Raw genomic sequence first — 17870 nt, 5'->3', positions numbered from 1 at the left:
CAACTTGCCGGATACACTAACCATCACTTAGGCCTCTCGCGGGCAATGTTCCCCGGCAGATTGAAGGGGGTGGCCCTGGGGCCTTCAGGGATCGTGCAGTCGAGCATCGGGCGTACATTCGCGGCGTTGAATGCCACCAACGAAGCGATCCTGTACGCGAAATCACCAGAAGAATTGTACGGAAAGGTCTGCGAAGCCGCGTTCTCGAGCGGGAGCTTCCTGGCTACGACCGTCTTTTTGCTGGAGCCGGATACCGGTCGGCTGACATTCGCCGCCGGTTGCGGCGACGATGTCGCGCGTCTGCGCAGCATCAGCATCTCCACCCTCGCCAACATTCCGGAAGGCGACGGCGTCGCCGGGCGGGCGTTCCGCGATCAGAGCGCCAGCGTCAGCAACGACTATGTCAACGATGCCCGTTCGGCGGCCTGGCGCAGCGGCCTCGCGGCAGCCGGCGTCGGTGCGGCGGCGGCGATGCCGCTGGTCTGCAACGGGCGCAGCGTCGGCGTCTTCATGGTGACCCGGCGCGAGGTCGACTCGCTCGGCGAGGAGATCGTGTCGCTGCTGGAGCGCATTGCGGCGAACGTGTCCTTTGCGCTCGACAATTTCGACCATGAGGCGTCGCGCAAGAGCGGCGAGCGGGCGATGCGCCGGCTCAACCGCATGTTCGGCGCCATCAGCGCAACCAATGAAGCGATCCTTCGCGCCAAGACCGAGCACGATCTCTATCAGCGGGTGTGCGACGCCGCGGTGTTCAGCGGAAAATCCTTCGCCACGGTGGTGCTGCTGGCCGAGCCCGATACGCACTGGCTCGAGCCCGTCGCCGGCACCGGCGAGGCGCTCGACCTGATCACGCAGACGCGCTTTTCGACCGACCCGGACAATCTCTACGGCAAGGGGATCTGCGGCGAGGCGTTCCGGACCAAACGGCCGTGCATCGAGCACGACATTCCGATATCGACGGGCGCCTCGCAGGCGCAAGCCGGTGAGAGCGGTCTGATGGCCTGCGTCGCGCTGCCGCTCACGCGGTTCGGCAGGAGCATCGGCGTCCTGATCTTCTTCATCGGCAATTCCTGGGCCCGCGACGAAGAGATCATCGCGCTGCTGGCGGGCATCGCAGAGAACGTTTCGGTTGCGCTCGATACGTTCGGCCGCGCCACCGAGAAGGCCAAGGCCGATGCCGAACGCGAGCGGCTGTCGCGGATGTTCGCGGCGCTGAGCGCGACCAACGAGGCGATCATGCGCGCGCGGTCGCGGCTCGAGATGTTCGAGCTGGTCTGCGCCGCGGCCGCGCATGGCGGCGGGTTCAACTCGACCAGCATCCTGATCGCAAAACCCGGCGACGACTTCCTGGAGATGATGGCGGTGGCGGGGCCGACCGCCGAGAATGCGCGCCGCCTCAACGTCTCGCGCAGCGAGGCGCGTCCCGAAGGGCGCGGTGTTTGCGGCAGGGCGTTCCGCTCCCGGCACGCCTGCATCGACAACGATTTTCTGGGCGACGTCGCCAACAACCCGTTTCGCGAAATCATCGACCGCGAGGATGCGCGATCGGGCGCGGCATTTCCGTTGATCGTCGACGACGAGCCGGTCGGCGTGATGCTGTTCATCTCGGCCAAGCGCAACACTTTCTCGGCCGAGTTCGCCGAGTTGCTGCAGCGGCTTGCCGACAACGTCGCCTATGCGCTCGGCAGTTTCGATCGCGCCGACGAGAAGGCGCGCACCGAGGAGCAGAAGGAACGGCTGAGGCGGATGTTCGCGGCGCTGAGCGCGACCAACGAGGCCATCATGCGGGCGAAGTCCCGCGGCGAGCTGTTCGATCTGGTTTGCGATGCCGCAGCGGTCGGCGGGCAGTTCATCTCGGCCACCATCAGGCTGGTGCGGCCGGGCGAGGCCTTCCTGGAGAATGTGGCTGCTTCCGGCCCCGACCGGGTGCGGGCCCGCGAAGTCCAGTTGTCGGCCGACGCGACGCGTCCGGAGGGACAGACGCTGACCGGCGTTGCGATCCGCACCCGCAGGCCCTGCATCAGCAACGATTATCTCAGCGACTTCGGCCCCGAGTCGCATGTCTATCCGGCCGTGCGCGACAGCGGCAGCAAGTCCGGCGCGGCCCTGCCGCTGCTCAAGAACGGCGAGGCGATCGGCGCGCTGGTGTTCCTCTCCGGTGAGTTCAACACCTTCAGTCCGGAGATGATGGCGCTGCTGCAGCGGCTCACCGAGAACGTGTCGTTCGCGCTGGCCAATTTCGACCGCGCCGACGAGAAGGCGCGGGCCGACGCGCAGAAGGAGCGGCTGTCGCGGATGTTCGCGGCGCTAAGCGCGACCAATGAAGCGATCATGCGGGCGAAGTCCCGCACCGAGCTCTATCAACTGGTCTGCGAGGCCGCAGCGACCGGCGGCAAATTCACCTCGACCACCATCGCGCTGGCACAGCCCGGCAGCGACTATCTCCGCATTGTCGCGATCGCAGGCCCGGCCGCCGACGGCGCGAGCCAGGTGACGCTCTCGACCAGCGAGGCGCACCCCGAGGGACGCGGCGCCTGCGGCCGGGCGTTCCGGTCGGGCAAGGCCTGCATCATCAACGACTATTTCGCCGATACCGGTACCGCGGCGTTCCATGAGCGCGCGCGCCGCGATGGAACACAGTCCGGTGCCTCGTTTCCGCTGATCGTCAGCGGGGAGGTCGTCGGCGTCATGATCTTCGTGGCGATTGAGAAGGATACGTTCACGCCTGAGTTCGCCGAGCTGCTGCAGCGGCTCGCCGACAATCTGGCGTTCGCGCTCGAAAGCTTCGATCGCGCCGACGAGAAGCACAAGGCCGATGAGCGCATCGAATACCTCGCCTCGCATGACAGCCTGACCAATCTGCCGAACCGCGAGACCTTCAACGAGATGCTGCGTCACGCGATCTCGGCGGCGGACCGTCATCGCCGGCAGCTCGCGGTGCTGTTCATCGATCTCGACCGCTTCAAGGTGATCAACGATTCGCTCGGCCACGACGCCGGCGACATGCTGCTGGTGGCGATCGCCGAGCGGCTGCGCGGATCGTTGCGGGCGAGCGACGTGGTGGCGCGGCTCGGCGGCGACGAGTTCGTGGTCATCCTGGAGGACACCGCCGAACGTCACGACGTCGAGCGTATCGCCGGCGAACTCCTGGTCGCACTCAGCCAGCCGATGCAGCTCAGCGGGCACGAGTGCCACACCACGGCCTCGATCGGGATTGCGACCTATCCGACCGACGGCTCCGACGTGCAGACGCTCACCAAGAACGCCGACATGGCGATGTATCTCGCCAAGGAGGACGGCAAGAACGGCTTCCGCTTCTTCTCCAACGAGGTCAGGGCGCAGTCGATCGAGCGCCTGACGATGGAGAGCGCATTGCGCCGCGCGTTGGAGCGCGACCAATTCTCGCTCGAGTATCAGCCCAAGGTCGACATGGCGAGCGGACAGATCAGCGGCGTCGAGGCGCTGCTGCGCTGGACTCATCCCGAGCTCGGCAAGGTCTCGCCCGGGCAGTTCATTCCGCTCGCCGAGGAGATCGGTCTGATCGTGCCGATCGGCCGCTGGGTGCTGAAGGAAGCCTGCGCGCAGAACATGGCTTGGCAGCACCGCGGCCTCAAGGCGGTGACGATGGCGGTCAACCTTTCGCCGCGTCAGTTCGGCGATCCGAACCTGCTCGACGACATCGACGAGGCGCTGGCGGCGAGCGGCATGTCGCCGGCGCTGCTGCAGCTCGAGGTCACCGAGAGCATGGTGATGCGCAACGTGACGCGCGCGGTCCGCGTGCTCGACGCGATCCAGCACCGGGGCATTCGCCTTGCGATCGACGATTTCGGCACCGGCTATTCGTCGATGTCGCTGATGAAGCAGTTCCCGATCGACACCATCAAGATCGATCGCTCCTTCGTGCGCGATCTGCCCGATGATTCCGAGGACGTCGCGATCGCGCAGGCGATCATCAGCATGGGCAAGGCGCTCGGCATGACCATCGTGGCCGAAGGCGTCGAGACCTCCGAGCAGCAGGAGTTCCTGCGCGCGCATGCCTGCGACGAGATGCAGGGCTTCCTGTTCAGCCGGCCGCTGCCGCCGCGCGATCTCGCTGAATTGTTGAAGACATCGCCGGTGCTTACGTCGCCGCCGCTGCAGCCGTCGCTTGACGACGAGGCGATCGGTGAGGCCGGGTCGGATCTAGGGCGGAAACGCGCTGTCGTCTGACGGCTGCACGGGCAGGTCGCGGACGTCGGAATCGGTCGAAGCGATCAAGCGCGAGAAATCATACGGCCAGGACGGTATCGCCTGGCCGGCCAGGGTCTGGCGCAGCGCCGCTGACGCCTCCGCAAAGCTCGCCCCGTCGGGCAGGCGGAACCGGCGGCACCAGTTGGACGGCAGCGGTTCGGCGGCATTGCGCATCTCGAATGCCGGTCCCCACCACCACGCCGGCGCCGGCGGCCGTTCCGGTTCGGCAATGGCGCGCCAGCGCGCAAACTCGTCGGCGATGCGGGCAAATTGCAACTTGGCGGCGGGATGCATCGGAAGCCCTTCGTTGGGCCGTGATGATAGCATCGCCCCCACTTCGCGCAACGCGGCTACTTCTGTTCCACCTCGGTCGCGGTGGCCGGGCCTTCGCCCATGATCAGCAGCACGGCGTCTTCGTCCCTGGCGCCGTCCCAATGCACCTGCTTGCCGAAATGGGTGACGAAGCTTCCCGCCGGCATTGCCACGGTGCCGTGATCCGGATCGAATTTCGGGCCCGAGCCGACCCACCAGGTGCCCTTCAGCACGACGATGTAGCGATCGTTGGGATGGAAGTGCGGACGGCTGAAGTGATTGCCCTTGGTCCATTTGGTGTAGACCATGTAGAAGCCGGGCTTCGAGGGATCGCCGACCACCACGGCATTCTGCGCGCCGCGCGCGTCGACCGGGCTCCATGGAATCTGGTCCGGCAGCTTGTAGGTGACGGCGGCCGGATTGAGCTCGGCCGCGGAGCTGACGCTCAGCGTGCCGGCAAGGGCCAGCGGCATCATCAGGTATCGCCAGGACCGGTTCGACGCCGTCATCGTGTTCTCCCAGGTCAGTTCGTTCGGGCGACTGCCGCGCCCGTATGTCGCGTGATGCTAATCGCTCTCGCTTGCGCCGGACAAGACGCACTCGCGCATGTCTGCTCTCAAGATTGCGGCATCGGGCCGTGACACAACGCAGTTGCAATATGAAAAACGCATTTACGCGGCTGCAGACGATGATAGGTTGCGCGCCAACCAAAAGACGGGAGGATAACCTTGAAGAAGCATCTGTCGATACTGGCGGCGGGACTTGTGATCGGTGCGGCCGCGCTGCAATTTTCCACCGCCGCATCGGGTGATGACGGCTGGGTCACGCTGCTCGACAGCTCCAAGCAGGGCGACTGGGACGAGGTCGGCAAGGCCAATTGGGCGATGAAGGACGGCGCGCTGGTCGCCGACAAGCTCGACGGCAAGGATCTCTCCTATCTCGTCAGCAAGACCCAATACAAGGATTTCCAGATCAGGGCGGAGTTCTGGACCGACGAGGACGCCAACAGCGGCGTCTTCATCCGCTGCGAAGGCAACAAGGTGATCGACTCGAAGGTCTGCTACGAGGTCAACGTCTTCGACAAGCGGCCCGATCCGACCTACGGCACCGGCGCGATTGTCGACGTCGCCAAGGTCGATCCGATGCCGAAGGCGGCCGGCAAGTGGAACGTCTACGAGATCACGGCGCAGGGGCCGCATTTCGTCGTGACGCTGAACGGCCAGAAGACCGTCGACGCGCAGGATTCCAAGCACGCCAGCGGCTACGTCGCGCTCCAGTATGGGTCCGGCGTGGTCAAGTTCCGCAAGGTGCAGATCAAGCCGCTCTGACAACGTGCGCCGAGGAGAGCCCGGTCGCGGCGCGGCCGGGCTTGATCGGGTGTCATGTGCTATCCGCCGGAAGCCTTCAGGTCGTCGCCTTGCGTGCGCAGATGATGACCGATCACGAGCCCGGTCAGGCACAGCAACAGCCCGAGCGCCGGCGGCGCAAACAGCGCCTCCTCCTGGAAGATGCCGTTCACCAGCACCACCATCGTGCCGAACGCGGCGAGCCCCTGGATGAGGATTCCGGACGAGGCGTAGAGGCGCCAGGCCTGCAGCGCCACCGCAAAGAAGAAGCCAAGTGGCACCACTGCGCCGATCCCCATCTGGTAGAGCAAGACGCCGACGGCGCTCTCCACCGCGCCGTCGATCGTGCCGGCCGCTTGCGCGGCGTTCCAGTCGATCGAGAAGTAGCCTTCAGAGAGATTGCCGCCGACGCCGAGGCCACGACCGATCGGGTTGTGCAGGAATCCGTCCCAGCCGCCCATGAAGCCGATCACGTGAAAGTCGCCGATCTGGAGTCCGATATAGATCGCCGCGACGGCATACAGCACGAGTCCGACGAGTGCGACGGCAAGGGTGATGGTGGCGCCGAGCAGCCAGGTCGCCGTCCAGGCCAGGGCCACGAAGATGACCAGGATGAGCGCGCCCTTCACGCTGCAGAGGATCAGCAGCGGGATCGCGACCAGCGCCAGCCAGCGATATCCGACCGCGAACAGGAACAGGATGGAGAAGGCGATCCCGTAACCGAAGCTGATCGGGCTCATGTTCGGTCCGAAGATGCGCAAAATTGACGACAGTCCGAGATCCTCGAACAACGGGCTGTTGAGAAAGCTGAAGCGGAAGCGGTCGATCAGATCCACGGGGACATTGCCGGTTTGGCGCATCTCGGCTTCCCAGGCTCCGGAGCGGGTCGCCTTCAACTCGTCGAAGTGCCAGAACGTGTAGCCGTTGGTGATCTCGAGCCAGAAATCGCGAAACAGCAATTCGACATAGCCGCAGACGATCAGCAGCGTGGCGACGGTCACCAGGAACGGCGTGATGCGGATCTCGAAGGTTGCGGCGGTCAGCAGCGACAGCTGAAACAGAAACAGCGGAAAGGCAATGTTGCGCAGATAGACGAGGGCCGCATGCGCGTCCTGAGTGGCGCCGAGCAGGAAATACATCCCTACGACCGCGAGGGTCATCAGCCCCCAATTCATGATCCGGTCGATCTCGGGCGAATGCTGGCGCTCGCGCAGCACGTACAGCGCCAGCGTCACCAGCCACATGACCGCGCAGATCAGGAAATTGTAGCCCTTGACGAAATCCATCTCCTGCTCGGTCGTGATGTAGGACGACAGGATCGAGACGAACAGATTCTGGAAGAAGATGATGAAGACGGCGATCGACGGCGCATAGGCCGGCGCCGCGAGCACGATGGCGCAGCCGATCAGGCCTTCGACGACGATCGCGAGCCCTGCATTGGCCGCCTGCATGATCGGCGCGAAAGCGATCGATGCCACGGCGATGCCGAGCGCAGGAACGAGGTCGCCGGCCAACAGCGGCCGCGGGGCTATGTCTGCTCGCACAGGCTCTGACCTAAATGACCGGATGGGTGGCGTGCCACACCCGCATCGCCGATCTAGCCGCGCATTGTGTAAGAACCGGTTAACCAGATGGGTCAGCGCGTTCCGAGCAGCGCCCTCAGCACGTCGCGGTCGGCCTTGCCGGTGACGGCGTCGGCCAGGCCGAAGCCTTGCGACAGCTCCCAATGGGTCCAGCCCCAGCACTGCTGCCGGGCGTACGCCGTGACGCCGGCGAGCCAGCGCAACCGGCTGTCGCGCGGCGCGCCGGCCTTGAGCACCCCAAACTCATTGATGATGATCGGACGGGAATATTGCCGCTGCCAGGCGGCCGCGGGCTCGAGCCATTTATCGATGCCGCGGTCGGGGATGGCGCGGTCGACCATCGCAAGCGCCTTGGGCCTGTCCAGCGCGGTCAGCTGTTCCCGCAACTGCTGAACCTTCGGATCGTCGGCCCGGATCGGATAGGGCAGTCCGACGACGTCGTGGAGCGGCTCGCTCCGATCCCAATGGGCCTGATGGGTGAACACCATCGGATCGTAGAAGTGGACGGCATAGACGACATTCGGATCGTCGAGCGGCGCGAAGCCCGGCAGAGAGTCCGCACGCTGCCAATTGACCGGACCCGTGATCAGCGTGGTCTGCGGCAGCAATTGGCGAATGAAGCCGGCCAGCTCCCGGACTTCGCCTTGCCATTGCGCCGCATCGACCTCCGGCTCGTTCAGCAGTTCCGCAAACACCCGATCGGAGGGATAGCGCTGCATGATCCGCGCGAGCGCGGTCCAGGCGCTCTTCATTTCAGCCATCGCGCCAGGCGGATCGTCCTTGTGCAGCGCGTTGAAGTGCTGGCCCGAATGCAGGTCGATCGATACGGCATAGCCAAGTGCGAGCAGGGTCTTCATCGCGGCATCGACGGTTTGCAGACGGCTGTCGATCTCCGCGTTCGTGGCGAAGCGCGGCATGACGAAGTCGGCAGGCACCGGCAGCCGGATGTGGGTCATGCCGGCCTTGCGCAGTTCGAGCAGCAGGCCGCGTGGCGGCGCCGACCGCGGATCGACGATCCACCCGTCGGCATTGACGCCGCGCGACAAGGCCTTGATCCGGTCCGCGGGGACGCCTTCGATCAGGGCAGGGCAGGCCTGCGCGGCGACGGACAGCAGAATGGATGCGGCGGCGACGATGGCGGGGATCGATAGCCGGGCCATTGCAAGATCAACTCGCGATCAAGGTTGCAGCGGCGACGCCGAACGCGGCGCAGCTGGCGCGTGGCTCACGCATACTGCTTGTCGTGCTGCTGGTTTGCGACGGTGGACTGGAGTTCGTTGAGAACGACACCGGCGAGCTTGCGCTCGGCGCCACCGAGCGCGGTGATGATGTCTTCCATCGACGCGTTGATGTCGCGATCCACCGGCAGCGCCGCGATCAGCCCGTCGGCCATGTCGAACAGCCGCCGTTCGTCCACACCCCACGGCATCGGCGGACCGTCGAGGATCACGAGGTCGTAGCCACCGGCGGAGCGCGCCTGCGCGATCGCCTTCTGGATCGCCTCGCTGGCCTTGGCGGGATTGCCCTGGATCGCCGGCAGGATGGCAATGCCGTTTGCGGTGTTGATGGCGCGGGACGCCTTGCTGCCGATTGTGAGCCAGTCGAGCCGGCTTGGCTTGCTCTGAATCGGGTGCGCGACCCTGTCGGTCAGGGCGTGGACGGCAGCGTCGGCGTCGATCAGCAGGACACGCGCGCCGTCGCGCGCGGCGACGAGCGCGATGTTGAGTGCGACAACGCTGCGATCGGGATCGTCGGCAGTGCCGATCACGGCCAGCACCGGGACGGCCTCCGGGGCGGCGCCCGTCGCCAGCGCCGCATGGATCTGCCGCATCGTGTTGGAGAACGGCCCCAGCGCCGAACTGGTCCGCAGCGTCGGCCAGCCGAACCGTGTGACGTCGGCGGGATTGTCGCCGGTCAGGATGCCACCAAGCGTGCGCATGACATCGGATTCCTGCAGCTCGGCGATCAGCGGCTTCTCGATCACGGGCTTGTCGATGAGAGCGGCTGCCGGCTGGACCGCGGGCGGGGCCTGCACGGGCGGCCTGGCCTTGGCGATGACGGGCTGCCGCTCCGGTGCGGCATCCTGTTTCGGCTGGATCCGTGGACGGATCGGATCGGCGCCGGGCGCCAGCTGGCCGGCCGCAACGATCCACGCCGCGGCGGCGAGGGTGCCGAACATGAAGCCGATCATCGCGAGCAGGGTCATCGGCGGCGGGAAGGTGCGCTGCTGCGGGATCGTCGCATCGCCGATCACGCGCGCGCTCGAGGTGTTGAGGCTCTCCTGCTCCTCGGTCTCGCGCGAGCGCTTGAGGAAGGACTGATAGACGTCGCGGCTGGCATCGACCTCGCGCTCGAGCTCGCGCAGCCGCACCGACGCCTGGCTCATCTGCACGCTCTGGTGCTTCTGTACGTCGAGCGCCTTGTTGAGCGACGCTTCATAGTCGCGCGCCCGGGTCAGATCGTTCTTCGCGGATACCGCAAAGCGGTCGATCTCTTCCTTGATGGTCCGGCGCAGGTCCTCGACCTGTTGCTCGACCTGGCGCAGCGCCGGATGGCGCGGCCCGAGCTCGCCCTGCAGCTCGGCCTGCCGCTTCTTGGCATCGGCATATTGCGAGCGCAGATTGGCGATGGTCGGCGACTGCAGCGCTTCGGCGGTCGCGCCCGCGTCCATCGACCCGCGGCGGCTGGCTTCGATCTGGTCATACTTGGCCTGCGCATCGAGCGTGAGCGCCCGCGCCGCGGCCAGCCGCTGGTTGCCGACCGAGAGCTGCTGGTCGGTGAGCAGATTGTCCTGCGAGCCGACGAAGTTGTTCTGCGCCTTGTAGGTCGCGAGCGCTTCCTCGGCGTTGCGCAGGCGCTGCTGCAGCTCCTTCAACCGGCCGGACAGGTCGCGGGTGGCGCGGCGCGCGGCCTCGGCCTGCGATTGCTTCGACTCGGTGAGATAGGCCTTGGCGATCGCGTTGGCGAGCATAGCCGCCTTGACGGGATCGTGCGACCACACGTCGATGTCGACGATGAAGGTACGATCGGTCTTCTTGACGTTGATATGCCGGTTCAGCGTGTCGAGCGTCGTCATCTCGATCTGCTGTTGCTGCTCCGCCGTCGTTCGCGGCTCGATGCCGAACAGGCCGAGCAGCGTGGCGAGCAAGCCCGTGCTCGCGGCGCCACCGCCGAACTCGGGATCTTTCACCAGGCTGGTGTCGCGGATCACCTGCAGCAGCACATTGTTTGACGTGATCAGGCGCGACTGGCTCTCGACCACCATCGCGAGGCCGGAGACGTCCTGGGCGCGCGGGGTCAGCTCGCGTTCGACCAGCTGCAGTTCGCGCGGGTCGACATAGAGCTGGGCGCCGGCGGTATATTTCGGTGTCAGGCTCTTGCCGATCACGACCGCGATGCAGGCGCAGAGCAGCGCGACCGAGACGATCGCGACCTTGTGCACCCACAACAGCCGGACCAGCTCGAGCACGTTGAAGCCGGCCGGGATTGCGCCCCGGCGCGGCTCCGGCTTGGCCCGGTTGATCGGCTGGTCATAGCTAAGCATCGACCCCAGCTTCCGTCTGAATGGCCGCACGCATCGGCTGAGGAGCACTCTTTCGGGCCACGCAACGCGCACGAGGCGACGCGGAGGCGCAACACGAAAAATTAACCATACTCATTCGCCGACTATTCACCAGAAAGGAAAACAAAGGGTTTAAGCGCGGGCGCATCTGAACGCCTCCGCCATCGTCAGCACCGGGACATTGCGCCGCGCCGCCGCCTCCAGCGCGTAGGTCATCAGTTCAGGCGTGCAGCCATAAAGGCTCGGCGCGTCGGCGACGTCGTGGCTGTAGAAAACTAACCAGCCGTTGATGTTTGCCGTCTCGGCGAAGGCCATGTCGATCCGGTCGCGGGACATCTGGCGGTCGATCAGCGGCATGGCGCGGAGGAATTGCAGGTCGACCTCGCCGCTGTTCACGCCGGGCACGATGCTGCGGCAGGTGCGGAATTCGGACCTCAACTGGTGCTTTCGCGCGTAGGAGCCGTAGCCGAACGGGTAGGCGAAGCTCTCGACCGGCATGGTCGGATCGAGCGAATGGAAATAGGTCCGGTTGCGCGCGATCTCCGCGGCCAGCGAGGTCTCGTCGAGATCGCAGGCGCGGCGGTGCGAGAACGTGTGGCAGCCGACCTCATGGCCACGGCGATGCAGCGAGACGACGTCGTCGGCGCTGCCGGTGGTCCAGCCCGGCGCGTCCAGTCCAACCAGTCCGCCCGACACGTAGAACGTACCGCGGGCGCCGTAGGATTCCAGGATGTCGGCGCCGAATGTCGCCGCGCTCTTCGGCAGATCGTCAAAGGTGAAGGACACCATCGGCGTGGCATTGTTCAGGCGAAAACGCTCGACCTGCACATGCATCGCCAGCCGGTGGCTGACCTTGACCCTGGCTTCCGACCACAATGCGTTCATGAGCCAAGCTTCCGCAAGATCACATGGTAGTCGCCGTGGCGGACGTCGATCTTGCCCGGCAGCAACGCGTTGATCGTCTTTGCTCCGGCGTCGATCATCGCGGCCAGCAGCGGCTTGCGCCGGCGCATCTCGGGGTAGCGCGGGCTCTCGTACTTCTTCCGGTAGATGACCTGCAATCCGCGGCCGGCCGCGAACGCTTCGAGGTTGCCAAGGGTCACCAGCGGATGGAAATGGGTCGGGAACGGCGCCTCGCCCGGCAGCCCGGCGTGCTTCTCGCCTCGCACATGGCGGTAGAACCAGACGTGAAACCAGTGCGGGGAGTATTTCGTGACGATGCCCGACAGCGACTTCGGGTTCGGTGCGCCGATCAGCAACAGCCCGTTCGGCTTCAGCGCCTCGCAGAACCCGCTCAGCACGGCATCCACATCGGGGATGTGCTCGATGACGTTGTAGCAGATGATCAGGTCGAAACGCTGCGGCGGGAAGCGATGGGTCTGGATGTCGCCGAGGATGGCTTCCTGCGCATAGCTGTTGTTGCGGATCTGATCGGCGTCGATGTCGACCACGGTCACATGCGAACGCCGCAGCACGCCGAGCGGCAGATAGCTGGTCGAGCCGCCGCCGGCCTCGTAGATCGAGAGCGGACCGGCCGGCAGCCGGGCCTCGAGGATGCTGTGAACCGTGAGCAGGCTCTGCTTGGCTTCGCCGGGCGGCAAGGCCAGCAGCGATTCCGGATGGATTTCAGCGGGGACGGGCATCGAGAGTTCGGTGAGCGGGGCGGGACGCGTAGCAAGCGCGAGGGATCTGTTCATCGGCTCATCCAACGTTGCTGTTTGCGGATCTGGTGTGGAACATGACAAGGCCTCGCTTCAGCCGACCGCGCAGGCGCGCGATGTCGAACAGCCAGCAGAGCGCGGCGTAGACGGCCAACCCCGCTCCAATCAGCACGATGCTGGCGTGGAGATCGGAAAGGTCGAGGGCGCGGTCGAGCGCGCCGACGGTGAGCGCCATCGCGAGCGCGGCGATCGCGATCAGAGCGAGCCGGCCGAGCGGGATCGGAATCCGGAAAGCGAAGCGGCTCAGGATCAGGGCGCAGACAAAACCCGTGATGTCGGCGCCGAGCCGCGCCCATGCCGCGCCGATGGTGCCGTAAAGGCTGACCAGCACGTAGGACAGGATCACATTCGCGGCGATGATCGAAGCGGTGTTGATCAGGTAGAAGGAGTTGCGTCCCGACAGCAGGAAGCTCGCATGCAGATATTGCTGCGTCAGCACCTGGAACAGCACGGCGATCGCGATGACCGGCATGATCTCGCTTGCAACCGCGCGGAAGTCGGCGCCGAGGACGATGTTGGCGACATGCGGGGCGATCAGCGCGAAGCCGAGACAGGCCGGCAGCGTGACGCCGGCGAGCAGCTCCAGGCAATCGGCGAGATGGGTCCTGACGGCGACCGCGGCGTCGCCTTGCCGGGCATGGATCTGCACGGCCATCGGAAAGAACGCCGCGGCCATGCTCATCGCCGGCATCATCAGGGTCTGGCGCACCAGGTCGAGCGCCGCGACATATTTGCCGGCGTCGGCCGCGCCGATCAGGTTCGCGATCATGAAGCGATCGGTTACGCTCGAGATCGCGAGCAGCGTCAGCGACAAGGTCAGCGGCAGGCCGGTGCGGGCGAGCGAGCGCAGGTCGGCACGGTCGAAATTGACGATGGTGCCGCGCCATGCGCGGCGCGATTGCACGAGCACGGCGAGGAGATAGGCCGAGGCGGCCGCGAGCAGCAGCAGGACGCCGGTCGGGCTGACCAGCGCAACCACGACACCAAGGCCGAGCAGGGCGGCCGCGCGGACCAGCGTTGCCTTCATGACCGAGAGTGCCTTCAGCCGTGCACGCAGCAGATCCTGCGTCAGCTCGAACAGGCCGATCGCAATGGCGAGAACCACGGCCGCGAGCGCGGCAGCGGTATCGAGGCCGACGAGGCGGCCCAGCAGATAGGCGATCGGGGCGGTGAGGCAGCAGATCAGATAACCCGACGCCACCAGCCCGCGGACGTCGGTGCCGTCGTTGCGGGCGTGGCCGCTCAGGATCAGGTTGCGAAACCAGCCGACCAGGAAGACCGATATGACCGAAGCGAAGCCGACGCCGAGCAGAAAGACGCCATAGTCATGCGGAGCGAACAGCCGCGTGAAAATGAACACGCTGAGCAGTCCAAGCAGCGCCGAGAGCACGTTGGCCGTCAGGTTGATGCTGGCCTGTCCGATCAGCATGATGCGGCGAGCCCCGAGAGCCTTGTGGCCGCCGACGACGCCAGGATGGCGTCGCTCTCGGCCACGACCTCACGAATTGTCGTGACCGGCGTCCCCGAAAACGATGCGATCGAGAACGCGACGTCGTCTCTGTTGGCGCGCAGCAGCAACCGGGTGAGTTCGTCCTTGCTCAGGGTCGGATCGTCCCAGTAGCTGACGCATGGCGTCTTCGGCACGTCGGAGTGACGCAATGCGGCGGACTCGTCGTTCTCGACGAAGAAGCCGTACAGCAGGTATTCGGAGAACTCGCGGGTCCGGCACAGCGCTTCGATCCAGCTCATCCCGGTGACGGCCTCGATGCGTTCTGCGAGCGTGCGGGTGGTCTGCTTGTCCCAGAAGATGATGTGTCCGATGAAATCCGGCGCCGGGAAGGGCGGCGTCGGCAGGCCGATCAACTGGTGGCTGGTCTGGAGCCAGCGCGAATGGCGCGGCTGGTCTGCGGTGACGGCATCGGCCATTTTCAGGAGCGGGATCGTATTCGGATACTGGAAGCGCGAAAGATCGAAGTCGCGGAAGAACACGATGTCGGAATCCAGGATGCAGAACCGCTCATAGGGCAACGCGATCGTCGCCGCGATCTTCAGGATCTGCTGCACGTGCCAGCCGTTCACCGGCTTGGCGCGCAGCGACCACCAGAACTGGCGGCGCTTGCGCTGGATCATGCGCGGCAGCGGCCGCAGCCAGTCGGGCAGGAAGGAGGAGGCCGGAATGATGATGCGGCGCTCGCTGGCCAGCGGCGCGAACAGCGGCAGGTCGCAATCCGGCACCAACAGATAGTGCCTGGAGAAGGACGTGACGTGACGATCCACGCTCTCGCAGAGCAGCGTGCAGATATCCAGATCGCGCCCATAGGTCGGGGTCAGCAACGCGACAGGGTTCATCTCGTAACTCTCTCCGGCGACACCGTGTCAGGGCGGAACATCATGGCCGCCAGACTTGTCCTGAACCTCAGTTCAGCAAGATCGGTGCCGGAGCGTTTTGACCGGCCTGCCGGCGGCGGCGATGGTTAAGCAATGGTAAATGGCGGCCGGCCGCGGCTGTTAGCGGATCGGAAAGCATCGCTCGGCTGCGCGATTTTGACGCTGGATCGGGATGTTGCCCGGATATTGCAATGCTGGCGTCTCGAATGCCGATTTGGTCGGCGCAGGTGAGTGCACATGCAGATTCGATGGTATTTCCGGCGGGTGAGCGGCACGGCTGAACGGCGGGCTGCACCATCAGTCCATTTCGAGACATCCGCACTGTCGGCGCTGTGTGCTTTTGGCACGTGTGCCGCGAACGAGTCGACTGGAGCGCGGGATGTCGACTGATCGCGGAATCACGCGGCGCGGTGTCCTCGTAGTCGCGGCGCTTGCCCTGGGCGGACTGTCGACCGCGCGGGCCGCGCCGTCTGCCCGATCGCAGCTCGGTGCGAATTCGGCACGGTTTGCCGGCGCCTTCGTCAATTGGGGCGAGACCGGCCGCGAGCATGTGCTGCAGGCCTGGGAGAAATGGCTCAGTCGGCCGCGGTCGTCGGTGCTCGGCGTCGACTTCTACGGCCAGAGCAGCTGGGACGACTTTCACAAGCTCGATTGGGTGCCGGGGCTCTGGAAGAAGCTCAATCCGTCGCGCAATCTGGTGTGGTCGGTGCCGCTCACCATCACCGGCACGCCGCTCGCCGATGTCGCGTGTGGCGTGCACGATGCCGAGTTCGAGACGGCCGCGCGCGCGATTGCGGGAGCGCATCCGAAGGCGATCATTCGCCTCGGTTGGGAGATGAACATCTCCAACATGGGCTGGTTCGCCAAGGGCCATGAAGACGATTACATCAAGGCGTTCCGCCGCGTGGTCGGAATCTTCCGTCGCCATTCCCGCAGTTTCAAATTCGACTGGTGTCCAGGCTGGGGAGCTCAGGACATGCCAGCCGACGCCGCCTATCCCGGCGACGACGTCGTCGATTTCATCGGCCTCGACGTCTATGACTTCAAATCGGACGGCAGCGCGGCGGAGCGCTGGACCAATTCCTGTCTGAAGGCGCCCTTCGGCCTCGAATGGCAGCGCACGTTCGCAGCAAAGCACGGCAAGCTGATGAGCTATCCGGAATGGGGCGTCGGCCAGTCCGGCGACAACGCGTATTTCGTGCAGCAGATGCACGACTGGTTCGCCGCCAATCAGGCTGCGATCGCCTACGCGGCCTATTTCGATGTCGATGGCCTGTGGCCGACGCAGATCGACAACGGCCAGTTTCCGGAATCCGCGAGCCTGTTCCGCAAGCTGTTCGCGGGCTGAGCTCAACACGATCAAGCAAAAGCCCGATCCGTCCGTGGACCGATCGGGCTTCGCTGTTCCTCTCTTGCTGCGTCAGGCGGCCTTGGTGTTGGTCAACAGCGTCAGGCCCATCTTCAGCTTGTCCTGCAGCGTGCGCTGCGCGAGGCAGGTGAACAGGCAGAGCTTGTCGCAGGCGATGGTCTCCTTGCGGCGGGCCTGCGCTTCCTCGCTGTACCAGATCTCGCGCGCCGTCTGGGTGCGCACGTTGCCGATCGGCTTGAAGAACCAGCACACTTCGAGGCGGCCATCGGAGCGGATGAAATAATTCCGCATGCCGACTCGGCAGGGCATCACTTCCTTCGGCGCCTTCTCGCGGCGGAAATGGTTCGGCCAGGCCCGCAGCACGGCCTCGCCGTTGAGGATCGGCGCGCCCTCGCGCTTCATCCGAAGCAACTCGTCGCGGACCTTGATGAGATCGTCCATTTCGTTCTCGCCGATCCACAGCTCGTCCTCGACTTCCTGCGTGCCCTGCTCGACCGGCTGGAAGCTCAGCGCGGTGGCGCCAATCTGTTGGATCCAGTCGACCATTTCGGGCAGGCGGCGGAAGTTCAGCCGGTGCACGACCGGCTTGATGATGATCGGGAAATCCAGACCTTCCGCACGGCGCTGTTCGGCGACATTGCGGATGCCCTGCACGATGTCGCTCAGCGAGTTCTCAACGCCGCGCGAGTAGTTGTGGATCGCCGGATCGGTCGAATCGATCGAGATGTTGATGTTGAACGGACGCGCCTCGACGGTTTGCGCCACGATCTTCTTGTTGAGATAGGCGCCGCCATTGGTGGTGACGCCCCAGTGGATGTCGTTGTCGCGGCAGAACCGCAAGAGATCGAGAAAGCCCTTCTTGATGTAGGGCTCGCCGCCGGCGAACTCGACGTGATAGGCGCCGATGAATTCCTTCAAGCTCGCGAGCGCGCGCTGCCATTCGGGAATCGACATCTCGTCGCGATAGTTCGGACGGCGCCAGTAGTCGCAGTAACGGCACTTGTAATTGCAGCGTTCGACCACCTCCGCGAAGATCGCGGCCGGACGGGTGACGTCGCGTCCGGTGCGCAAATAGAGCTCTTCCGAGAGGGCGTTGCGGACGTGCTTGGTGCCGAGCGAGACGAGGTCGAGCGCTTTCAAGGTGAACCTCAGGCAGTGTTTTGCGTTGTTGCGACCGGATCGATCGAGGATTTATGGGTTGATCAGCAAATTGAATGCCAACTAAAGCGCACAACACGCGGCACGCGCGCGGACGGCTCTTAACCCTAAGGAACAGCTAACAGCGTGGCGCCGATCGCGAGGCCGCCCGCTCCACGCGGCCGTCTATCCCTGCAAATCGCTTCGTTCGACTTCAAATTA

At 65.2% G+C, this 17870-nt stretch carries 13 protein-coding genes; 3 read left to right on the top strand and 10 right to left on the bottom strand.

Annotated features, from left to right (window positions below; genetic code table 11):
* Positions 1-93 precede the first annotated feature (93 nt).
* Positions 94-4209, top strand: a complete 4116-nt coding sequence (locus ACVIGB_RS24370) for a bifunctional diguanylate cyclase/phosphodiesterase (RefSeq protein WP_456720730.1) — start codon at positions 94-96, stop codon at positions 4207-4209.
* Here the strand turns inward: ACVIGB_RS24370 and ACVIGB_RS24365 are convergent.
* Positions 4183-4557, bottom strand: coding sequence for a hypothetical protein (locus ACVIGB_RS24365; protein WP_456720731.1), 375 nt, complete (start codon positions 4555-4557; stop codon positions 4183-4185). The two genes, ACVIGB_RS24370 and ACVIGB_RS24365, sit on opposite strands and share 27 nt — an antisense overlap.
* Positions 4558-4580: 23 nt before the next feature.
* Entirely contained in the window at positions 4581-5051 is a 471-nt protein-coding gene (locus ACVIGB_RS24360; protein ID WP_231168810.1) for a cupin domain-containing protein, read from the bottom strand.
* A 219-nt stretch (positions 5052-5270) separates the two neighbouring features.
* On the opposite strand from ACVIGB_RS24360, the gene ACVIGB_RS24355 reads away from it, so the two are divergent.
* On the top strand, positions 5271-5870 hold the full coding sequence (locus ACVIGB_RS24355; RefSeq protein ID WP_092124003.1) for a 3-keto-disaccharide hydrolase: 600 nt from the start codon (positions 5271-5273) through the stop codon (positions 5868-5870).
* Positions 5871-5929: 59 nt separating this feature from the next.
* On the opposite strand, the gene ACVIGB_RS24350 is transcribed toward ACVIGB_RS24355, so the two are convergent.
* The 7 genes from ACVIGB_RS24350 to ACVIGB_RS24320 form a co-directional block, all read right to left on the bottom strand.
* Positions 5930-7432, bottom strand: a complete 1503-nt coding sequence (locus ACVIGB_RS24350) for a hypothetical protein (RefSeq protein WP_244549794.1) — start codon at positions 7430-7432, stop codon at positions 5930-5932.
* Between the two features lie 92 nt (positions 7433-7524).
* The gene (locus tag ACVIGB_RS24345) at positions 7525-8631 is read right to left on the bottom strand and encodes a glycoside hydrolase family 5 protein (RefSeq protein ID WP_456749224.1); all 1107 of its coding nucleotides are present in this window, start codon (positions 8629-8631) and stop codon (positions 7525-7527) included.
* Positions 8632-8696: 65 nt separating this feature from the next.
* A complete protein-coding gene (locus ACVIGB_RS24340; RefSeq protein ID WP_456720733.1) occupies positions 8697-11015 on the bottom strand; it encodes an exopolysaccharide transport family protein in 2319 nt (772 codons plus the stop codon).
* A gap of 150 nt (positions 11016-11165) precedes the next feature.
* A complete protein-coding gene (locus tag ACVIGB_RS24335; RefSeq protein ID WP_456720734.1) occupies positions 11166-11918 on the bottom strand; it encodes a polysaccharide deacetylase family protein in 753 nt (250 codons plus the stop codon).
* Positions 11915-12730 (bottom strand): class I SAM-dependent methyltransferase, encoded by an 816-nt coding sequence (locus ACVIGB_RS24330; protein ID WP_092124013.1) that lies wholly within the window; start codon positions 12728-12730, stop codon positions 11915-11917. Before ACVIGB_RS24330 ends, ACVIGB_RS24335 begins: the two co-directional genes overlap by 4 nt.
* Before the next feature lie 4 nt (positions 12731-12734).
* Positions 12735-14183, bottom strand: a complete 1449-nt coding sequence (locus ACVIGB_RS24325) for a lipopolysaccharide biosynthesis protein (RefSeq protein WP_092124015.1) — start codon at positions 14181-14183, stop codon at positions 12735-12737.
* Entirely contained in the window at positions 14177-15103 is a 927-nt protein-coding gene (locus tag ACVIGB_RS24320) for a DUF6492 family protein (RefSeq protein WP_456720735.1), read from the bottom strand. Before ACVIGB_RS24320 ends, ACVIGB_RS24325 begins: the two co-directional genes overlap by 7 nt.
* 418 nt (positions 15104-15521) lie before the next feature.
* On the opposite strand from ACVIGB_RS24320, the gene ACVIGB_RS24315 reads away from it, so the two are divergent.
* Positions 15522-16490 (top strand): glycoside hydrolase family 26 protein, encoded by a 969-nt coding sequence (locus ACVIGB_RS24315; protein WP_456720736.1) that lies wholly within the window; start codon positions 15522-15524, stop codon positions 16488-16490.
* Between the two features lie 72 nt (positions 16491-16562).
* Here ACVIGB_RS24315 and ACVIGB_RS24310 read toward each other — a convergent pair whose 3' ends face one another.
* Complete coding sequence (locus ACVIGB_RS24310; RefSeq protein WP_456720737.1) at positions 16563-17651, bottom strand: radical SAM/SPASM domain-containing protein; 1089 nt, start codon at positions 17649-17651, stop codon at positions 16563-16565.
* Positions 17652-17870: the final 219 nt, after the last annotated feature.

The sequence above is a fragment of the Bradyrhizobium sp. USDA 4341 genome (genome assembly GCF_054063755.1).
This window is presented reverse-complemented; position numbering and strand designations above follow the sequence as displayed.